General features: G+C 65.1%; 15 protein-coding genes. 2 read left to right on the top strand and 13 right to left on the bottom strand.

Annotation, left to right across the window (positions count from 1 at the left end):
• Window positions 1-57: 57 nt before the first annotated feature.
• The 8 genes from FHG09_RS13455 to FHG09_RS13420 form a co-directional block, all read right to left on the bottom strand.
• Window positions 58-792, bottom strand: coding sequence for a peptidase E (locus FHG09_RS13455; RefSeq protein WP_227492763.1), 735 nt, complete (start codon window positions 790-792; stop codon window positions 58-60).
• Window positions 789-1,868: a biotin/lipoate A/B protein ligase family protein gene (locus tag FHG09_RS13450; RefSeq protein WP_152348168.1), complete on the bottom strand. Its 1,080-nt coding sequence runs from the start codon at window positions 1,866-1,868 to the stop codon at window positions 789-791. Before FHG09_RS13450 ends, FHG09_RS13455 begins: the two co-directional genes overlap by 4 nt.
• Before the next feature lie 10 nt (window positions 1,869-1,878).
• Entirely contained in the window at window positions 1,879-4,065 is a 2,187-nt protein-coding gene (locus tag FHG09_RS13445) for a prolyl oligopeptidase family serine peptidase (protein WP_152348167.1), read from the bottom strand.
• A 135-nt stretch (window positions 4,066-4,200) separates the two neighbouring features.
• Window positions 4,201-4,881 (bottom strand): GNAT family N-acetyltransferase, encoded by a 681-nt coding sequence (locus FHG09_RS13440; RefSeq protein ID WP_227492762.1) that lies wholly within the window; start codon window positions 4,879-4,881, stop codon window positions 4,201-4,203.
• 67 nt (window positions 4,882-4,948) lie between these two features.
• Window positions 4,949-6,622 (bottom strand): HNH endonuclease, encoded by a 1,674-nt coding sequence (locus FHG09_RS13435; RefSeq protein ID WP_152348166.1) that lies wholly within the window; start codon window positions 6,620-6,622, stop codon window positions 4,949-4,951.
• 133 nt (window positions 6,623-6,755) lie between these two features.
• Entirely contained in the window at window positions 6,756-8,282 is a 1,527-nt protein-coding gene (locus FHG09_RS13430) for an MFS transporter (RefSeq protein ID WP_152348165.1), read from the bottom strand.
• Between the two features lie 198 nt (window positions 8,283-8,480).
• Entirely contained in the window at window positions 8,481-9,572 is a 1,092-nt protein-coding gene (locus tag FHG09_RS13425; RefSeq protein WP_152348164.1) for a branched-chain amino acid aminotransferase, read from the bottom strand.
• A gap of 177 nt (window positions 9,573-9,749) precedes the next feature.
• Complete coding sequence (locus tag FHG09_RS13420; protein WP_152348163.1) at window positions 9,750-10,787, bottom strand: 3-isopropylmalate dehydrogenase; 1,038 nt, start codon at window positions 10,785-10,787, stop codon at window positions 9,750-9,752.
• A gap of 299 nt (window positions 10,788-11,086) precedes the next feature.
• Between FHG09_RS13420 and FHG09_RS13415 the strand changes: the two genes are divergently transcribed.
• Window positions 11,087-11,938, top strand: coding sequence for an HpcH/HpaI aldolase/citrate lyase family protein (locus FHG09_RS13415; protein WP_152348162.1), 852 nt, complete (start codon window positions 11,087-11,089; stop codon window positions 11,936-11,938).
• The gene (locus FHG09_RS13410; RefSeq protein ID WP_152348161.1) at window positions 11,935-12,696 is read left to right on the top strand and encodes a phosphatase PAP2 family protein; all 762 of its coding nucleotides are present in this window, start codon (window positions 11,935-11,937) and stop codon (window positions 12,694-12,696) included. Before FHG09_RS13415 ends, FHG09_RS13410 begins: the two co-directional genes overlap by 4 nt.
• Window positions 12,697-12,717: 21 nt before the next feature.
• On the opposite strand, the gene serA is transcribed toward FHG09_RS13410, so the two are convergent.
• The 5 genes from serA to FHG09_RS13385 all read right to left on the bottom strand — a co-directional run bounded on the left by serA (window position 12,718) and on the right by FHG09_RS13385 (window position 19,447).
• Window positions 12,718-14,310, bottom strand: a complete 1,593-nt coding sequence (serA, locus tag FHG09_RS13405) for a phosphoglycerate dehydrogenase (protein WP_152348160.1) — start codon at window positions 14,308-14,310, stop codon at window positions 12,718-12,720.
• Window positions 14,311-14,419: 109 nt separating this feature from the next.
• Window positions 14,420-15,712, bottom strand: a complete 1,293-nt coding sequence (locus FHG09_RS13400) for a GNAT family N-acetyltransferase (protein ID WP_152348159.1) — start codon at window positions 15,710-15,712, stop codon at window positions 14,420-14,422.
• Window positions 15,713-15,862: 150 nt separating this feature from the next.
• Window positions 15,863-16,894: a ketol-acid reductoisomerase gene (gene ilvC, locus FHG09_RS13395; RefSeq protein ID WP_152348158.1), complete on the bottom strand. Its 1,032-nt coding sequence runs from the start codon at window positions 16,892-16,894 to the stop codon at window positions 15,863-15,865.
• Window positions 16,895-17,000: 106 nt separating this feature from the next.
• On the bottom strand, window positions 17,001-17,516 hold the full coding sequence (gene ilvN, locus FHG09_RS13390; RefSeq protein ID WP_152348157.1) for an acetolactate synthase small subunit: 516 nt from the start codon (window positions 17,514-17,516) through the stop codon (window positions 17,001-17,003).
• Window positions 17,513-19,447: an acetolactate synthase large subunit gene (locus tag FHG09_RS13385; RefSeq protein WP_152348156.1), complete on the bottom strand. Its 1,935-nt coding sequence runs from the start codon at window positions 19,445-19,447 to the stop codon at window positions 17,513-17,515. The genes ilvN and FHG09_RS13385 overlap by 4 nt, the downstream gene beginning before the upstream one ends.
• Between the last annotated feature and the right edge of the window lie 173 nt (window positions 19,448-19,620).

Here is a 19,620-nt window from a genome sequence, read left to right as displayed (position 1 = left end):
GCTCTCCTAGTGAAGGGGACGTGATTGACTCCCAATCCTACAGACAGTTTCCCAGGGTCACCGAGGTGCGTCCGCGGAAAGATCGTGCATCCCCTCACGGCCGACGACGAATGCCTTCGCCTCCGCAGATTCGACCATCACCGAGGTGGCTCTGCCGTCCTCGTAGACGACCGCGGCATGATCGTCGATGGCGATCCCGGGGACGGGAAGTCTGCCCTGCACGATCCACTCTTGGAAGGATTCCTCCCTCCCGGGTTCGCCGTGGAAATGCGGGCAGGCACTCCCCCGCAGGAATCCGAGCCCGTCGTTCAGTGGTGCCAGCGGTCCGAACGAATCCGTCGAGGAGGCCTCGAACCAGCAGTTCGCACCGGCGCTGATCCCGGCGAGAATCGTGCCGCCGGCTGCGGCCCCGCGCAGCTTGTCGTCGACTCCGTGCCGACGCCAGAGGCTGAGCAGATTCGCCGTCGACCCGCCGCCGACGTAGATGAGATCCATGTCGAGCAGCATTGACGGGTCCTGGTAGTCCCAGGGGCTCTGCCCGAACAGGGAGAGGACATGGGTCTGTGCTCGTCCCTTGAAAGCCGCCTCGAAGCGTTCGATGTAGTCGCGGCTGTCGCCGGAGGCAGTGGGGACGAAGCAGACTCGTGGGAGCTGTGATGCGGTGTTCCGTCGGCTCGCCATCTGCAGAAGTTCGTCGTCGATGGCCGATTCTCCGGTCTCGGACATCGAGAACCCACCGCCGCCGAGAGCAGCGATCGTGCCACGGAAGCCGGTGGGTTCAGAGGCGCTCACGGAACTCGGTGCGTCCACTTCTCGGTCCCGAACTTCTCGTCGACGAGGTCCTGCGCCCGTTTGAGCTCCTCTTCGGTGTAGGTGCCGTAGGTGGCCCCATAGCGGGTGGCGAAGGTGTCTGCCATGACATCGATGATGTCCTTGCGGGCCTCACCGGTCTGGCTGCGCAGCGGATCGACGCGCTTCTTCGCACTCGCCACTCCCTTGTCGGAGATCTTCGCTTCGCCGATGCGCAGGACTTCGACCATCTTGTCGGCGTCGATGTCGTAGCTCATCGTCGCGTGGTGGAGCAGCGTGCCGTCGCGATTGCGCTTCTGTGCGGCACCGCCGATCTTGCCGCCGGTCGAGGAGATGTCGTTGATCGGCTTGTAGAACGCCTCCACGCCGAGGGTCTTCAGCGCCGCGATCACCCACTGGTCGAGGAAGACATACGACTCTTCGTAGTCCAGACCGGCGACGAGTGCAGGCGGGACGAACATCGAATAGGTGATGCAGTTGCCGCCCTCCATGAACATGGCCCCGCCCCCGGAGATGCGACGCACGACCTGGACGTCGTACTTGTCCACGCCTTCGGGCCGCAGCTCGTTGACGTAGGACTGGAAGGCACCGATGACGGTGGCGGTGTCCTCCCATTCCCAGAACCGCAGGGTCGGCTGACGACGACCTGTCGCGACCTCTTCGAGCAGCACCTGGTCGAGGGCCACATTGAGCTGGGTGGGCAGCACTTCTCCGCGGATGACCTGCCAGTCGAAGTCGGTGAAATTCGCGGCAGAGCCGAGTGCCCGACGCACGACCGTGGCGACATCGGCGGTGGAGAAGCCGTGCATCGCCAGCTCCGAACCGTAGTCGGCCAGGGCCTCATCGAGGCGGCCGCGCAGTGCCGCATTGTCGGCAGTGACGCTGGCGCCGACGAGGGCCGGTGCGAGGTCGAAATAGGCCTCTTCGGGTTCGAGGAAGAAGTCACCGGAGATCTTCACCTCGGTGATGGTCTTGCCGTCTGTGGTCACATCGGCGACGACGAGCTTGCCGCCGATGACCTTGTATTCGCCGTGGAAGTGCTGCGTCTCGTTCGTCATATCTGCCAACCTACTCCCCTGTCAGTGCGTTCCACATGAACCGGTAGCTCAGTGCCCGGGTGAACGCGGTCTGCTCATTGTCCGAAGCGGCGGAGTGTCCGCCTTCGGTGTCTTCGAAGAACCACACGTTCTCAATTCTCTGGGCCTGCATCCGTGCGGCCATCTTCCGGGCCTGCACCGGCCCCACTCGATCGTCCGAAGTGGCCGTCCAGAACAGCACCGGCGGATAGTCCTGTCCGTCCTCGATGAGGTGGTAGGGCGAGAATTCCCGGATGAACGCCCAGTCCTCGGCCACATCCGGGTCACCGTATTCGGCCTTCCACGAATAGCCCGCGCTCAGCTTCGTGTACCGGGCCATATCCAGCAGCGGGACTCCACAGGAGACTGCGCCGAAGAGTTCGGGATACTGGGTGAGCATATTGCCGACCAGCAGTCCTCCATTGGAACCGCCGGCGCAGGCGAGTGTCTTCGGGCTCGTCACTCCGCGGGCGATGAGGTCTCGGGCGACGGCCGAGTGGTCCTCGTAGCAGCGCATGCGGTTCTCCCGCATCGCGGAGGTGTGCCAAACGGGACCGTACTCGCCGCCGCCGCGGATGTTCGCGAGCACGTAGACGCCGCGGCGGCCTGCCGGGAGGGTGCTTCCGGTCGTGCTACGGCTCAACCAGCCGATGCCCACGACGGGTGAGTATCCGGGGGTGCGGCTGACTTCGAAACCGCCGTATCCGTCGAGCAGTGTGGGATTGTCGCCGTCGAGCACGAGGTCGTCGGCACCGATCTGGAAGTACGGGATCTTCGTTCCGTCAGCGCTCGTGGCGAAGTGCTGTTCGACGCTCAGCCCTTCGGCGACGAACATCGCCGGTGCCGATTTGACCACCTCGGTGGCGGAATCGTCGGAATCCGTTCCCAAGGTTCCGTACGACAGGGTCGAGGGAGTGAGGAAGCCGGTGCTGACCATCCAGAAGTCGTTGGCGGTGGCCGGGTCGAACCTGTCGACCGCACCGAGGCCGACCATATGGTTGGCCGGAACCCCGGGCAGGGTGGATTCGGCGAAGTCGTTGTCAATGTCGAGGACCGTAAGCTTCGACTGCACGTCGGCGAGCAGTTCGAGCACGAGATAGTCCCGTGTGAAGGTGAACGACTGCAGAGACGTGTGGGCATCCGGGGTGAAGATCACGCGCGGGACGATCTCGCCTGCCTTGACCGCGTCGACATCGGCGACGGCGAGACCGCCGGCGGCCACCTCGGTGGTGGTGGATCTCCATGTCGATTGGGGCCGGAAGAGCACGAGGTCGCGTTCGAAGCCGACCTCGACGTCGGTGGGAACGTCGACCTCGGTGAGTTCTTCGGTCCACGTCGTGGGCTCGGTGGAGAGCGAACCGTCAGCGGCCGTGATGTCGTCGAGGTCGAGGAAGCTCATTTTCGAGTTGAAGAAGTCGATGGCGTCGACGATGACGGCACGGTCGGTGGTCTCGGCCTCGGGGCGGATGTCGCTGCCGACGAAGATCGCCACATGGTCGTGCGGCACTTCGGCGACGATCGGGGCGTCGTCCACGCTCTGGCCGCGGCGGAGCGCTCGGGCTTGGCGCGGGTAGGACGAGGTCGTCAGTGAGTCTGCGTCGGTTTCGGTGGCCACGAGCACGGTGTCATCGTCGAGCCAGGCCAGTCGTGTCTTGGCGGCGGGGATGTCGAAGCCGCCGTCGACGAAGATGCGGTCTTCGAGGTCGAATTCGCGGACTCTGTGTGAGTCGCCGCCGTCCGGGGACAGGAGGATCAGCGCGCGGCGATTGTCGCTGCGGCGAACCATCGCGCCCGCCCAGACCCAGGCGGTGTCTTCCTTCGCAGCGAGTTCGTCGAGGTCGAGCAGCACGTCCCAATCAGGCGCTGCCGTGCGGTAGCTGTCCCAGGAGGTGCGTCGCCACAGGCCCTTCGGGTTCGTTTTGTCGCGCCAGAAGTTATAGAAGTGGTCGCCGCGTTTGGTGACCATCGGGATGCGATCGTCGGAGTCCAGCGCAGTGCGCAGGTCACCGGAGATGCTGTCGAAGAGCCCGTCGTGGAATCGCTCAAGGGTCTTCGCGTTCTGGTCTTTCACCCAGGCGATCTGCTTCTCGCCGTGGATGTCTTCGAGCCAGAGGTTCTCGTCTTCGGGCAGATCGGCGCTCGTCGTCGGGGCCGTCGATGGCAAGTCTTCTTCACGCATGCTCCCATCCTAGTGACCGTCACTGACATGTCGGCTTCGCCGTCGGTTACGGGCCTGGCGTTCAAGATCTGCCGGGCCCGGGAAAGCTTCACCGCCGACCCCCGTGAGGGCTTCAGCACCGACCCCGGGAGGGCTTCACTGCGAGGCGCGGAACATCACCAGGCCGGGCCGCCCGTCAGGGGCTTCGGGGCCGTGGCCGAGCTCGGTGAAGCCGAGGCTCTCGTAGAGTCGGCGTGCCGGGCTGTCGATGTCGTCGGTCTGCAGCCAGCAGCCGAATCGGCTGACCTCTCCGATCCACGTGTCGAGAGTGCGCCGACCCACACCTCGTGCGCGCTGATTCGGATCACGGGCGAGCAGGTTGAGAGCGAAGGTCGATTCGAGCTCGACCGAAGCCTCGCCGAGGCGGCTCTGCAGTTCGAATGCCCACGGATACTTCTGTTCTTCCCACCTCCAATGGTGTCCGTAGGCGAATGAGCTCAGTCGTCCGTCGGCCTGGGCCCGTGTCAACGTCATGAGGACCTGTCCCTTGCGGACGGAGACTTCGTAGACGTCGGCGAACCGTGCCGCAAACCTCGGGTCCTCGTTCAGCGGTGGTTCTGCGGCTGCAGCACCATAGAGTGCTTCGACCTCGCTGCGGGGTGGGAGAACACCGGAGATTCCCGGTCCCGAGGGCACGCCCTGCCACAGCGGGCCCAGACCCATCGGCAGTCCCCACACGATTTCGACCGCCGTGACGCCGGCCTGGTCCCGCGATGAAGACTGGTCCCGCATCGCTGGCTGGTCACCGGGCGACGACTGCCCGTTGAGGTCGATCATGACTATCACCATAGTCCCGCAGCGGAGCGGGCAGTTGAACTTTCGGTGACCACTTGCCATCACCTCGTCAGCGGTGAGGGCCGCCGTCAGCTCTCCCGGCCGAAGAATCGGTTCGCTGCTTGCCTTTCTGTTCCAGGATTGCGGCGTAGAGGAGCTCTTCAGTGGGACTCATCGGTCGGTCGTCGGCATCATAGATGTCGATTCCAACAGTCGACCCACCGATATCAATGGTTGCGGGCTGCGAGGCCCGGCGAATGTATCTCCATGGGATCATCACCGAAAACTCGCGGTCAGCACTCGGTGGTGCGGCACGAGCTCCGCCGTCCGGCGGCGCGGTCGCCTCGGCCACGATGTCGCCGTGGTTCTGCCCCGGGTCGGGACCATGCTGCCTCCCTGGACCGTACTGCCTCCCTGGATCGCACTGCCTACCGGGACCATGCTGCCGGCCGGGTTCGTTCCTCGGCTCAGAGTGATCTCCTTGGCCAGAACGGCACCCCGGATCGGGAACGCTGAGCGGTTTCGTATAAGTCTTATAGCGGTGGCCGGTCGGTGTGATCACCTCGAGGGCGTCGGCAGTCGCCTTGTGGCGCCACCCGTCGAGTTCCTTCAGATAGTTGCATGCCGCGCACAGTCCGGAGGAGTTGTCCCAGTCGGTCTCACCACCGGCGGCGACGGAGTCGGCATGATCGGCGTGTTTGATGGGAGCCTCGCACCAGGGCGAGCGGCAGACGTCGTCGCGGAAGACGACCATGCGGCGAAGGAGGCCGGAGAATTCCCTCTGACGCGAGTCCATCCGCACGAGCTGACCGTCCTCGGGTCGCGTGTACAGGCGGCGGATGAACGTCGCGGCTTCGTTGTCGGCCACGAAGTTCCTGGCGGCTTGTGCCGGGATCGGGCCGACTCCGGGGAACCAGGCCGATTCATCCCCGGGCCCGAACAGGCTGCTGTCCTGGACGATGAGGTGGACTTCGGTGGGCACCGCCGCAGCGGCAGCTTGCCCGGTCAGTCGCTCGACCACCAGGTCGGCTGCGATCTGATGCTGGGTTCTGCCGTCGGCTGTGCCCGTCGCGATGACAGTCTGCGCCGACTTCTTCAGGTTCGCGTAGGCGGCCACTGCCTGCGGCATCGGCAGCAGAGCGGTCAGGTAGGCCATATTGCCCGGAGCCGGACGCACACTGACCGCACGCTCGTCGACACAGCGCTCGAGCTGGTCGACGGCGGCCTTCTGGTCAAGCTTCTGCGCCAGGGCACGCACCTCGCTGCCCAGTCTCCTGACGCCCACCTCGGGCAGGCGTTCGGCCATGCGTTCGTCGAGCTCGTTCTTCTTCTCCCGTGGCAGCCAGTCGGATTCTTTGGCGACCGTGCGGGCCTTCTCCTCCGAGATGTCGCCGCCCTTCATCGCCGCGTAGACATTGGGCAGGTCCAAGAGCAGAGTGCGGGAGAACTTCAGCACGGAGTTGCCGCGATGTCGGGAGACCTTTCTGGCCAAGGCGATCTCAGCACCGACGCCGCGTCCCTGCTTCTTGCTCGCGACTCCGTCTTCGGCTTCCCGATTCCTGCGGTGCATGTCGAATGTCAGAGTCTCGCGAGCCTGCGCCGCGGCGCAGGCGGAGGTCAGCTCCTCCAGAGCCGTGATGCGATCGATCGCCTCTTCCTCGGTCGCCGCGGGAGGCAGTTCGGACAGGCTGTCGCCCCACCGACGGATCTCGGTGAGTGCGTCTGGAACCTGCTCTGCTTCCATACCCAGAACACTATCGGTCGGCACTGACACGAAACTACTCGTGCGCATCCGGGCTGGTCAGAGCCTTATGGGTGCAGGAGCGACTTCAGTCGAAACGGTGAAGCACTGAAGTCGAATTCCGCTCTCAGCTTCTTCAGCTCAGTTCTTCGCCGGTCGTCTCTCGAGCCAAGAAGCTCATCAGGACTACTGCGACGGCGACCAGCGCTCCGGTGAGGACGAACGTCAAGGTCAGCCCCAGCACAGGCCACATGAATGCGCCGAACACGATCGGAGCGATCCCCGTAGCCAGACGTGAGGCCGCCGACGCCCATCCGAAGCCCGAACCTCGCAGTCGTGTCGGGTAGAGCTCCGAAACATAGGTGTACAGGGTCGGGATCGCGATCTGGACGACGAATCCGAATCCGATGATGGCGGCCTTCGCCGCGAAGGTGAGGTCCGCGTCAGAGGCTTCGATAAACACTGCCGCTCCGACGAGCAGCACCGCCGCGATGATGGAAGAAGCGCCGAGGACGACCTTGCGCCCGAATCGCTCGACGATGAGCGCCGAGGCGATCACGCCGAGGATGCCGATCGCAGTCATGGATCCCGTCACGAGGAAGGCCGCCTGGTCGGCCATGCCCTGCTTCTTGAGGATTCCGGGCAGCCATGTCAGAGCCGCGTAGTAGACAAGGAGGACGGAGACGAAGAGCGACCACGAGACGAGAGTCGTTTTGGCGGAGTGCTCCCACAGCTGCACCAGCTGGCCGCTCGCGGCACGCAGCTGTCGGCTCACGCTGGGCTCGGCCGGTGTTGCCGGTGCTGCCGACGCCGCCGGTGTTGCAGGGTCTGTCGATGTTGCAGGTGTTGCCGGTGCCGCCGGCTTCGATGGTGCTCCGGAAGTGCCCGCTGCGGACGTCTCCGCGCCGGCGACTTCAGCGGTCTTCGCCGCGGAGGCGGCAGGCGCATCATGAGTCCATTCGTGCACGTCGGCACCGGAGCGTTCGACAAGTCGTGCGATGACCGCGTCGGCCTCGGCCCAGCGACCGACGGAAGCGAGATAGAGAGGTGATTCCGGGATTCCGAAACGCACGGCGACGGTGAGCAGGGCCGGCACGATCATGACGAGCATGATCAGACGCCAGTCGCCGAAGTCGAGCAGATAAGCCGAGACGAAAGCACAGAGCGAGGCTCCGATGGGCCACCATCCGTCCATCGCGGTGAGCACGCGCCCACGGTGACGGCTCGGAGTGAACTCCCCGACGAGCGCATAGTCGACGGGGATGCATCCGCCGAGCCCGAATCCGGCGAGGAAGCGGAAGAGGATGAACCACCCGTAAGCGGGCGAGAAGGCACCGGCGACGGTGAAGATCGAGAATACGAGGAGCGTGAGAGTGAATGCCTTCTTCCGCCCGATGACGTCGGCGATGCCGCCCCAGATGAAGGCGCCCAGAGCCATGCCGATGAGGTTCGCGGTCGCGATCCATGCGGCCTGGCCGACGCTGAGATCCCAGTAGTCGCTGAGCAGCGGAATGAGGAATCCGTTGAGAGCGACGTCCCACGCGTCGAACATGAAACCGAGCCCGCCGATGATGAAGATGGCACCTTGAGTGCGCCACTTCCATGGCAGGTGAGCGATGACTTCGGAGGCTGTCGGAACCGACGCCGAGGTGGTCGTATGCACGGGGCCACAGTACCTCAATTAACGCATAACTGCGTAAAATTCTCCGTGCGCAGTCAAAAGGCGGGCCGCCGCGAATCCCTTCGCAGCAGCCCGCCAGATGAGCATGTCGCAGCAGCCCGCCAGACGAGCATGTTGCAGCAGCCCGCCGGATGAGCATGCTCGGCGACCGCCCGGACCAGGCGGACCCACCAGACCCGATCAGGCCAGGCGCACGAGCCAGTTGTTCTTGTCCTCGACGCGTCCGTACTGGATGTCGAGCAGCGTCTTGCGCAGCTCCATGGTCTTCTCACCGGCGTCTTCACCGTAGTCGATGGTGAAGTCTTCGCTGACGAGTCTGCTGATCGGCGTGATGACCGCAGCAGTGCCACAGGCGAAGGCCTCGACGATCTCGCCGCTGGCGGCACCTTCACGCCACTCCTCGATGGAGATCTGGCGCTCTTCGGGCTCGAGGCCGAGCTGCGGGGCCAGGTCGAGCAGCGAACGACGGGTGACTCCGTCGAGGATCGAGTCGCTGAGCGCGGGGGTGAGCAGCTTGCCGTCCCTGGTCACGAGCATGAGGTTCATACCGCCGAGCTCATCGATGTACTTGCCCTCCACGGCATCGGTGAACAGCACCTGCTGGCAGCCCTTCGCCGCCGCCTCGTTGGTGGCCACCAGGGATGCCGCGTAGTTGCCGCCGCACTTGGCGAAACCGGTGCCGCCGGCACCGGCACGCTTGAGCTTCGGCGAGAGCCAGATCGACAGCGGCTTGATGCCGCCGGAGAAATAGGGCCCCGCAGGCGATGCGATGACGTAGTAGTCGACCTCGTGGCTGGCCCTCACGCCGAGGAACCGCTCTGTGGCGATCATGAATGGACGCAGGTACATGCTCGACTCATCGGCCTCCGACTCCGGCGTCGGCACCCATGCCTGGTCAAGGCTGACCAATGCCTTGAGCGAGTTGATGAAGTCCTCTTCGGGCAGCTGCGGCAGCGCGAGACGCTCAGCGGACTTGTTGATGCGCGCGGCGTTGCGCTCGGGGCGGAACGTCCACACCGAACCGTCGGCATGACGGTAGGCCTTCAACCCCTCGAAGATCTCCTGGGCGTAATGGAACACGGCGGCCGCCGGATCGAGCACCAACGGTCCGTACGGCTTGACCTCATGCGCCTGCCAACCGTCATCGACCGTGTATCGGATGTGCGCCATATGGTCGGTGAAGTACTGGCCGAAGCCGGGGTCCTTCTTGATGTTCTCGCGCACCAGCTCGGGTTGCGGCTGGAGGTTCTTAAGAACGGTGAAATCTGTCATGAAAACTCTCTTCTCATTTGTGATGAGTGACACTTTCAGGGTAGTCCATCACCCCGGCGCTCGTCGCACCGGGGTGATGGCGTCAGCCCTGAAAACGGGTGTCAGTCGAATGGGTTCATCCTCGCAGAGGTGACCCCATCGTCACCCACCCGCCCCTCGCCGAGGCGGTCGATCGAATCAGCCGAGGCGTGCCGCGATCGCGTCGCCCACCTCGGTGGTGGATCGCTTCGTTCCATCGCGCTCGGCGAGGTCGGCCTCGACGGCCGCCTCGATCGACTTCGCCACGACCTCGAGCCCGAGATGAGAGGCCATGAGCGCCCCCGAGAGGATCGATGCCGTCGGGTCTGCGATCTGCTGGCCCGCGATATCCGGAGCGGATCCGTGGATCGGCTCGAACAGGCTCGGCGCCGTTCCTTCGACGTTGAGGTTCCCCGAGGCGGCCAGACCGATTCCGCCGGTCACCGCGGCTGCGAGGTCCGTGAGGATGTCACCGAAGAGATTGTCGGTGACGATGACGTCGTAGCGCTCGGGATTCGTGACCATGTAGATCGTGCACGCATCGGTGTGCTCGTAGTCGACGGCCACCTCGGGGTATTCCCGACCGACCTTCTCGACCACGCGACGCCACAGGTGACCGGCATGGACCATGACATTGTGCTTGTGCACATAGGTCAGCTTCTTGTTCCGAGCCTGAGCGCGGGCGAAGGCATCGCGGACGGCGCGCTCGACTCCGTACCACGTGTTGACCGAGACCTCAGTCGCGACTTCCTGCGGAGTGTCCGTGCGCACGGATCCGCCGGATCCGGTGTACGAGCCTTCAGTGCCCTCGCGGACGACGACGAAGTCGATCGTGCCGGGATCGGCCAACGGGCTGGTGACTCCGGCGAACAGCTTCGACGGACGCAGGTTCACCGCATGTCCCAGCCCGAATCGCATCTTGAGGATGACTCCGCGCTCGAGCACGCCGGAGGGCACGGACGGGTCTCCGCAGGCGCCGAAGAAGATGGCATCATGGTCGCGCAGCGATTCGAGCTCTTCGTCGGTGAGCGTCTCCCCCGTCTCATGGAAGCGCTGGGCGCCGACGTGATAGTCGGTGAGCTCGAGCTCGACCGGCTCGCCTGCCACCTCGATGGCGCGCTGGAGGACTTTGAGACCTTCGGGGACGACCTCGTTGCCGATTCCATCTCCGGGCATGACTGCGATTGAGAACTTCATGCTCACAGAATAGGACCGCATCTCACGATACAACTACAGTGTCCTACAATACGGACATTAGTCTGTATCGCACCGGCGCGAAGGTACAGCGATCTCCGCCGCGCGAATGCGGCACGGCTGCCTTGGGCAAAGCCCGCCGTCCCCGCTTCCGGCCCCGCGATCTGTGTGCCGTCATGAACAATTTCACGTCTCAATCCCTGTTCTCGGCTACACATCCGGCCGCGCAGGGACGAAGATGGAGATAGCACCCCAAACCCCGTGGGGGCCACGCAGAATCAGCCCCGAGAGAAAGTCGATCATTGACCGAGACCATCCGCAACGCCCGTGCCGCAGCTCTGCCCGCCAAACTCTCCCGGTCCTGGCTGCTCGTCAATGCTGCGAAGGAGGAGATCTTCACTCCCGCGCAGACCTCGGAAGCGGACTCCGTCATCTTCGACCTCGAAGCTTCGGTTGCCGAAGACCAGAAGATCGAGGCCCGCGACAATGTCGTGCGTGCGCTTGAGAACGGAATGTCGGCCTGGGTGCGCATCAACAAGATGGAGTCCGAGTTCTGGGACGACGACCTCGCCGCCGTCGCCATGCTGCCCGGTCTGCGCGGAGTCATGCTCCCGGAGACCGAACGCCCCGAGCAGGTGTCCTACACCGCAATGCGCGCGAAGGCCGGACTGCCCGTGCTCGCCCTCCTCGAATCGGCCCGCGGAGTGGAGAACGCCACCCGCATCGCCGAGGCGCCCGGCACCTTCCGCCTGGCCTTCGGCACCAACGACTTCCGCAAGGACACCGGCTTCTCCGGCGACCCGATGGCCCTGGCCTATGCCCGTTCGCGCCTGACCATCGCCTCCCGCATGGGCGGCCTGCCCGGCCCCATCGACGGGCCGTCGGCCGCCGATGCCGACGATGACAAGGTCTGGTCCGACGCCGAAGTGACGCACATGATGGGCATGACCGGAAAGCTCGTCCTCACCATCGACCAGGTCAACACCCTCAACGAGGCCATGAGCCCGAGCGAGGACGAACGCGATTGGGCCCGCCAGATGCTCGAAGCCGCCGAGGGCGGTTCCGAGATCACCGACGGCTCCTACCTGCCGCGTCTGGCCCGTGCGAAGAAGATCGCGTCCCTGGCCGACACCTACGGCCTCTGGAACGCTTGAGCCGACAGCCGTCCTGGCTGCTGTGGTCGACGCCGCCGGCCGTTCTGCTCGTCATCGCCTTCGGCCTGTGGCTGCGGCTCGAGCACGCCGGGCCCACCGGACTCGATGAGTCCTGGCTGGACCTCGTCGGCCTCGTTCAGGGCTCGATCCCCTACCGGATCGCCGTCGTCCTCGCCGAGGTCGGCGGCGGCACCGGGGTGGTCATCTGCACCGCACTGCTCGCCGGCATCTTCGTGCTGGGCAGGCGCTGGCGCTCGGCGATCTTCCTCGTCACGACGATGCTGGTCGGCATCGCTGCCTCGGAGATCCTCAAGGCCGTCGTCACCCGTCTGCGCCCCGGCGATCAGCTCTACGAGTCCTTGGGCTTCTCCTACCCCTCGGGACATTCGATGGGAGCGGCCGCATTGGCCATGAGTCTGGCGATCATCGCCTGCCGCCGCCATCAGCTGCGCAGATCAGAAGCTCAGGCAGTCCGTGATTCCGCCTACCCCGTCGCTGACAGTGCCGCAGGGCCGAAAGCCGGCCGAACACCCGCACCGAGGATGGGCTTCCATTGGTCGTTCATCCTCGCCGGCATCTGGATCCTCGCGATGATGTGGTCGCGGACCGCCCTCCAGGTCCACTGGCTCACCGACACGATCGCCGGGGCCTTCATCGGCATCGCCGTCGCCGTTCTCGCCGACGAATTCTGGACCCTGACAGCAACACGGACCCGCTCAGCCCGCTCAGCCCGCTTCGCTCTGTGGCTTGCGGGTTGAACGGGCTCTGCCGGTGAGGTCTCAGTCCTCCTGCAGCGAGACGCCGGTGAAGGCCGAGGCATTCACGGCGCCGGCAACGGCCTTGACGACCTCGTCGGAGACCACCGAATCGACGGCGAGGACGGACAGCGCCTCGTTGCTCGTCGACGCCGGCGAGACCTGCATGCCTGCGATGTTGACGTCGTTGGCGCCGAGTGCCAGACCCAGCTGACCGATGATTCCCGGGCGATCCTCGTAGCGGAAGATCAGCAGGTTGTCGGTCAGCTCGATCTCGAGCGAATAGCCGTCGACCTCGGTGAGCTTCTGCACGAGCTTCGGACCGGTCACGGTACCGGATACGGAGATCCGCTGCCCGGTGCTCGTCGTCGCGGTCAGGCGGGTGATGTTGCGGAACGATTCGCAGTACGGATCGGTGACGAGCTCGACGCCGATTCCGCGCTCTTCCGCCAGCAGCGGAGCGTTGACATAGGAGACCTGGTCGGAGACGACGTCCTTGAATAGGCCCTTGAGCGCCGAGAGCTTGAGGACGGAGACGTCCTTGTCGGCGATCTCGCCGTTGACCTCGACCTTGAAGTGCGTGACCGAGGAATCGGCCAGAGCGTTGACGACCCGCCCCAGACGCTCGGCCAGTGGGATGCCCGGACGCACATCCTCGTGGATGGCGCCGCCTGCGACATTGACCGCATCGGGGACGAGTTCCCCGGCCAGGGCCTTGCGCACGGACTTCGCCACGGCGACACCGGCCTTCTCCTGAGCCTCATGAGTCGAGGCGCCCAGGTGCGGGGTGACGTTGACGGCGTCGAGGTCCATGAGAGCCGAGTGCTCTGGCGGTTCGACGTTCCAGACATCGATTCCGGCGCCGCCGACCTCGCCGTCGGCCACGGCCTCGGCCAGCGCCGCCTCGTCGATGATGCCGCCGCGGGCGACGTTGATGAACCGGGCGCCGGGCTTGGCGGCCTTGAGCTCTGCGGTGCTGATCATGCCGATCGTCTCCGGCGTCTTGGGCATGTGCACGGTGACGAAGTCGGACACGGCGAGCAGACCGGGCAGGTCGACGACCTCGACGCCCATCTGCGCCGCACGGGCCTGAGTGATGTAGGGGTCGTAGCCGACGAGCCGCATCCCGAAGGCCTTCGCGCGTTCGGCGACGAGACCGCCGATGCGTCCGAGGCCGACGATGCCCAGAGTCTTCTCGTAGAGTTCGACGCCGGTGTACTTCTTCCGGTTCCACTCCCCCGCCTTCAGCGAGGTGTTGCCGGCGCCGAAGTAGCGAGCCGAACCGAGGATATGGGCCATCGTCAGCTCGGCCGCGGAGATGACGTTCGACGTGGGAGCGTTGACGACCATGACACCCGCCGAGGTGGCTGCGGGGACATCGACGTTGTCGAGTCCGACTCCGGCGCGGGCGATGACCTTGAGGTTCTTCGCCGCGGCGATGGTCTCGGCGTCGACCTGTGTGGCCGACCGGACGAGGACCGCATCGGCGTCGGCGATGGCGGGCAGGAGCTGGGATCGGTCGGCGCCCTCGGTGTGACGGATATCGAAGTCTCCTCCGAGAGCTTCGATCGTGGCCGGTGACAGTTCTTCGGCGATGAGCACGACGGGCTTGGGCACTGATTTCCTCCTGTTGCGTCCGGGACGCGTCCACCTTATGAGACTTTCAGGATTCCCTCACAAGGTCTCAGATTCTGGGAAGAATCGCTCAACAGAGCGTGCGCCGTGCTCAGAACCCGTTCGGCGAATACGGCGCACGCCCCAGGCTGAACATCGCACTGGCGAGCACCGCGGACCCCGGCGTCTTCTCGTCGATGCGCCCTGCCCGGGCGAGGATGACGGGATCGGCGCCGCCGAAGTACAGGGACCCGAGTTCGGCGATGCCGAGGCCCAGGTCCGCCGGCGTCGAATCGGAGGCAGGGGTCACCTCGGCGTCGGTGCCGTCCGAGGTGATCGTAAAGCGTCCCCCGGCGAGGTCGAGGGAGTCGTCGATGTCGATCGTCAGCGTTCCGGGCACATACCAGGGCCGGGCCTCGAGCGCGGACTTGACGTCGAGGATGCGGATCCAGATGTTGTCCTCGCTCGCGACGGTCTTCACGCGTCGCGAATCGGTGAGCAGCCACGGCAGCGGAGAGTATTCGGCGGACTCGCCGAAGGTCACCCGCGTGGACAGGTCGATGGCGGCGAGGAAGGACCACAGGGAGGCATACGCCGCATCGGTGACGGCCACGAAGTCGATGATGTCGACGGTCGGCGGCGTCTTCGACCAGCCGGCGAACTTGTAGGAGACATAGCCGTCGGGCTCGCTCTGTTCGTCGAAGTGCAGGGCCGCGCGGACGCTGCGGTCCTCTTCGCCGGTCTCGACGTTGAGAGCACCCGTGGCGCGTTCGATATAGGTCTGCTGGCGCTCCATCGCTCCGGGCGAGGTGCGCATGAATCGGTCGTAGATCTTCGGTGCCAGTTCGCGCAGCTCACTGGGCAGGCACATCTCGACGCGCCGATCGGGTTCGCGGACCATCTTGAACCCGGGCGAGGTGTCGACCTCGACCGAGTGCGACCATGTGGCCACACCGAATCCGAAACGCGAATAGATGCCGCCCTCGGTCGCAGTCAGTGCGGCGAACGGGTAGCCGCCCGCCTTCGCCTCGGCGAGGTCGGTGGTCATGAGCGAGCGCAGCAGACCGCGCCGGCGATGAGTCGGGCGCACCGTGATCCAGGTGATGAGGTGCCCGGGAACCAGCCGTCCGCCGCCGACATTGACGAGCTTCTCGAACCACGCGAAGGTCGCCACGGGGGTCGAGGAGCCGAGTCCGTGGTCGTACTCCCTGTCAGCGTAGACGGCCGTGAGGTGGCGGCCATCGGCGATCGCCCGCTTCACCCGATCGACCAAGGCCGTGTCCGTGGAACGGGGGTCGTGGAAGCCGACGCTCGTCGAGGCGAAATACGCCCTCGTTCGCTCGTCCGGTTCGCCGGTGGCGTCGTCGATGGTCGGCTTGAAGTCTTCGAATCTGTAATTCGTCACACATCCACAGTAATCCAGTTCCGCGCCCGCGTCGGAGATAATCTCCCGATCGATCGAAGTTCGGGCGCTGGGATCACCGGCATGAGTCGGAGGAGCCCCGGACACCTTGCGGCGTCCGGGGCTCCTTCGATCAGAACCGAGTGATCAGACTCAGCGAGCGGCAGTGCCCTCGGTGTAGTCGTCATCGGAGTCCTTGAGCCAGGCGAACATCTTGCGCAGCTCGCGGCCGGTGGCCTCGATCGGGTGCTGCTCTTCCTTGGCGCGCAGCTCCTTGAACTCCGGTGCGCCGTTCTTCTGGTCGTTCATGAAGCGCTCGGCGAACTTGCCGTTCTGGATGTCGTCGAGGACGCCCTTCATGTTCTCCTTCACCTCGGGGGTGATGACCCGCGGGCCGGAGACGTAGTCGCCGTACTCAGCGGTGTCGGAGCAGGACCAACGCTGCTTGGCGATTCCGCCTTCGACCATGAGGTCGACGATGAGCTTGAGCTCGTGGAGGACCTCGAAGTAGGCGATCTCGGGCTGGTAGCCGGCCTCGGTCAGGGTCTCGAAGCCGTACTGGACGAGGTGCGAGACACCGCCGCAGAGCACGGTCTGCTCACCGAACAGGTCGGTCTCGGTCTCCTCGGTGAAGGTGGTCTTGATGCCGCCGGCGCGCAGGCCGCCGATGCCCTTGGCGTAGGACAGGACGGTGTCCCATGCCTTGCCGGAGGCGTCGACCTCGACGGCGACGAGCACGGGCACACCGCGTCCGTCGACGAACTCACGACGGACCACGTGGCCCGGTCCCTTCGGGGCGACCATGATGACGTCGACGCCCTCGGGAGCCTGGATGTAGTCGTAGCGGATGTTGAAGCCGTGGATGAACACGAGGGTCTTGCCGGGAGCCAGCTGATCCTTGATCTCGCTGTTGAAGATCTCGGCCTGAACCTGGTCGGGTGCGGCGATGGTGATGACATCGGCCCATGCGGCCACCTCGGCGGGGGTGCCGACCTCGAGGCCCTCGGCTGCGGCCTTGTCGCGGCTGGCCGAGCCTTCCTTGAGTCCGATGCGGACCTCTGCGCCCGAGTCGCGCAGGCTCAGCGAGTGGGCGTGGCCCTGGCTGCCGTAGCCGATGACGGCGACCTTCTTGCCCTGGATGATCGACAGGTCTGCGTTGTCGTCGTAATAGCGTTCTGCTGCCATAGTTCTAGCTCCTTCGGATTACGGGGTGATGCCCCCATTGTTTCACAGTTCGGTACTGTTGCTCACGTATTGAGATGAGCGGGGTTCCACAAGTTGGAACGCGAAATCAGCTGCGGAGTGCGCGATCGGTGATCGACTTCGCCCCACGGCCGATGGCCACAGTCCCCGACTGCACGATCTCCTTGATCCCGAAGGGCTCGAGGACCTCGCGCAGCGCTTCGACCTTGCCGAGCTCACCGGTGGCCTCGATGCTCACGGATTCGGGGCCGACGTCGACGATCTTCGCCCGGAACATCTCCACCGCCGAGGCGACCTGCGGACGTGTCGCCGCATTGGCCTTGACCTTGTAGATGATGTGCGCCCGACGCACCGAGGTCTCGGGCTCGAGCTCGACGATCTTGATGACGTTGACGAGCTTGTTCAGCTGCTTCGTCACCTGCTCCAGCGGAACATCGTTGACGTCGACGACGACGGTGATCCGCGAGAGCTCGTCGTGCTCGGTCACACCGACCGCGAGGCTGTGGATGTTGAAGCCGCGGCGGGCGATGAGTCCGGTGAACCGAGTGAGCACGCCGGGCTTGTTCTCGACCAGGACAGAGAGTGTGTGCCGGCTGTTGTTCATTCCAGGCCTCCTTCGATCTGAGCCACGGAACGCACCGTGCCGTCTTCGTTCGCTCCAGCCTCGGCGATGGCGGCCTCGGCTTCCTCTTCGCCCTCACCGTCGAACTCGGGACGGATACCGCGGGCGTATTCGATCTCATCGTTCGACACACCTGCCGCGACCATCGGCCACACCATCGCATCCGGCGGGACCGTGAAGTCGAGGACGACCGGTCGGTCATTGATCGACAGCGCCTTCTCGACCGCGGCGTCGACATCCTCGTTGCGATCCACACGCAGCGCCTCGCAGCCGTAGGCCTCGGCCAGCCTGACGAAATCGGGGATGCGGATCGTCTCGTGGCCGGTGTTGAGGTCGGTGTTCGAGTAGCGGCCGTCGTAGAACAGGGTCTGCCACTGGCGGACCATGCCCAGCGACGAGTTGTTGATGATCGCGACCTTGATCGGGATGTTGTTCAGCGCGCAGGTGGCCAGTTCCTGATTCGTCATCTGGAAGCAGCCGTCACCGTCGATCGCCCACACCACGCGGTCGGGCTGGCCGACCTTCGCACCCATGGCCGCGGGCACCGAGTAGCCCATGGTCCCCAGTCCCCCGGAGTTCAGCCAGGACTTGGGGCGATCGAACTCGATGAACTGAGCCGCCCACATCTGGTGCTGTCCCACGCCTGCGGCATAGACCGCCTCGGGGCCGGTGAGAGCGGAGATCCGGGAGATCACATACTGCGGATCGCAGAGTTCGCCGTGCGTCTCATAACCGAGCGGATAGGTCTGCTTGAGACGATTGAGGAAACGCCACCACGGTTCACGCTGACGCTCGAGAGCCTTGGGGAACTTGCTGCGCATCTCCGCGAGCATCTCGGCGAGCACCTCACGGGCGTCTCCGACGATGGCGACATCCACATCGCGGTTCTTCCCGATCTCGGCCGGGTCGATATCGGCGTGGATGACCTGCGCATTCGGGGCGAAGGAATCGAGTTTGCCGGTCACGCGGTCGTCGAAGCGGGCACCGATGGCGATGAGCAGATCGGCCTTCTGGAAGGCGGTGACGGCCGGCACGCTGCCGTGCATTCCGGGCATGCCAAGATGCAGCTGGTGCGAGTCGGGGAACGCTCCGCGAGCCATGAGTGTGGTGACCACGGGAATGCTCGTGGCCTCTGCCAGGCGCTGCAGCTCCTTCTCGGCCTCCGAGCGGATGACTCCGCCGCCGATGTAGAACACCGGGCGCTGGGCCTGCGACATCAGGCGCGCGGCCTCGCGGATCTGCTTGGCGTGCGGCTTGAGGACCGGACGGTAGCCGGGCAGCGCCGGCTCCTCCGGCCAGGCGAACGGAGCAGTGCCGGTCTGCGCGTCCTTGGTGATGTCGACGAGCACGGGTCCCGGGCGGCCGGTGGTCGCGATGTGGTGGGCGTTGACGAGGACTCCGGGGATATCCTCGGCGCGGGTGACGAGGAAGCTGTGCTTGGTCACCGGCATCGTCATGCCGACGATATCGGCTTCCTGGAACGCGTCGGTGCCGAGCAGGGACGAGGCCTGCTGACCGGTGATCGCGAGCATCGGCACGGAGTCCATGTTCGCGTCGGCCAGGGCCGTGATGAGGTTCGTCGCGCCCGGGCCCGAGGTGGCGATGCACACGCCGAGCTTGCCCGATGCGGCCGCATAGCCTTCGGCCGCGTGGCCGGCGCCCTGCTCATGGCGGACGAGGATGTGGCGGATCCTGTCGGTCTCGAACAGCGGATCGTAGGTGGGAAGGATGGTGCCGCCGGGAAGCCCGAATACCGTGTCGACCTCGAGCTTCTCGAGGCTGCGGACGATCGCCTGAGCACCGGTGAGGACCTCGGGGCCGGTATTGCGGCGAATGCTGGACGGTGTGGCTGTGACCGGTGTGGGCGCGGACTGAGTGCCCGTGTCCTTCGCGGTCGAGGGCTTGGCTGCCATCGATTCCTATCCTTCCTAGGTTTCCTTCTCATCTCCGCATTAAAAAAGCCCCTCCGGATTCGGTAGGGGCGCGCGGAACGTGTCGTCTCGACAGGCTACGGAAGATCCGCGCGCTGAGTAATAACGACGACAAGAAGGTGAGTCATGCCTCAATAGTTCCCCGCAGCACTCTG

It is taken from the genome of Brevibacterium sp. CFH 10365, assembly GCF_009299785.1.
Taxonomy (GTDB): domain Bacteria; phylum Actinomycetota; class Actinomycetes; order Actinomycetales; family Brevibacteriaceae; genus Brevibacterium; species Brevibacterium limosum.
Note: the sequence above shows the minus strand (reverse complement) of the source record. Positions and strands in the feature narration are given on the sequence as shown.

Excerpts from the sequence above, each read along its gene's own strand:
- FHG09_RS13450 (WP_152348168.1), bottom strand. The coding sequence starts at position 1,868 with ATGACGAACGAGACGCAGCACTTCCACGGCGAATACAAGGTCATCGGC.
- FHG09_RS13445 (WP_152348167.1), bottom strand. The coding sequence starts at position 4,065 with ATGCGTGAAGAAGACTTGCCATCGACGGCCCCGACGACGAGCGCCGAT.
- FHG09_RS13440 (WP_227492762.1), bottom strand. The coding sequence starts at position 4,881 with ATGATCGACCTCAACGGGCAGTCGTCGCCCGGTGACCAGCCAGCGATG.
- FHG09_RS13435 (WP_152348166.1), bottom strand. The coding sequence starts at position 6,622 with ATGGAAGCAGAGCAGGTTCCAGACGCACTCACCGAGATCCGTCGGTGG.
- FHG09_RS13425 (WP_152348164.1), bottom strand. The coding sequence starts at position 9,572 with ATGACAGATTTCACCGTTCTTAAGAACCTCCAGCCGCAACCCGAGCTG.
- FHG09_RS13420 (WP_152348163.1), bottom strand. The coding sequence starts at position 10,787 with ATGAAGTTCTCAATCGCAGTCATGCCCGGAGATGGAATCGGCAACGAG.
- ilvC (WP_152348158.1), bottom strand. The coding sequence starts at position 16,894 with ATGGCAGCAGAACGCTATTACGACGACAACGCAGACCTGTCGATCATC.
- ilvN (WP_152348157.1), bottom strand. The coding sequence starts at position 17,516 with ATGAACAACAGCCGGCACACACTCTCTGTCCTGGTCGAGAACAAGCCC.
- FHG09_RS13385 (WP_152348156.1), bottom strand. The coding sequence starts at position 19,447 with ATGGCAGCCAAGCCCTCGACCGCGAAGGACACGGGCACTCAGTCCGCG.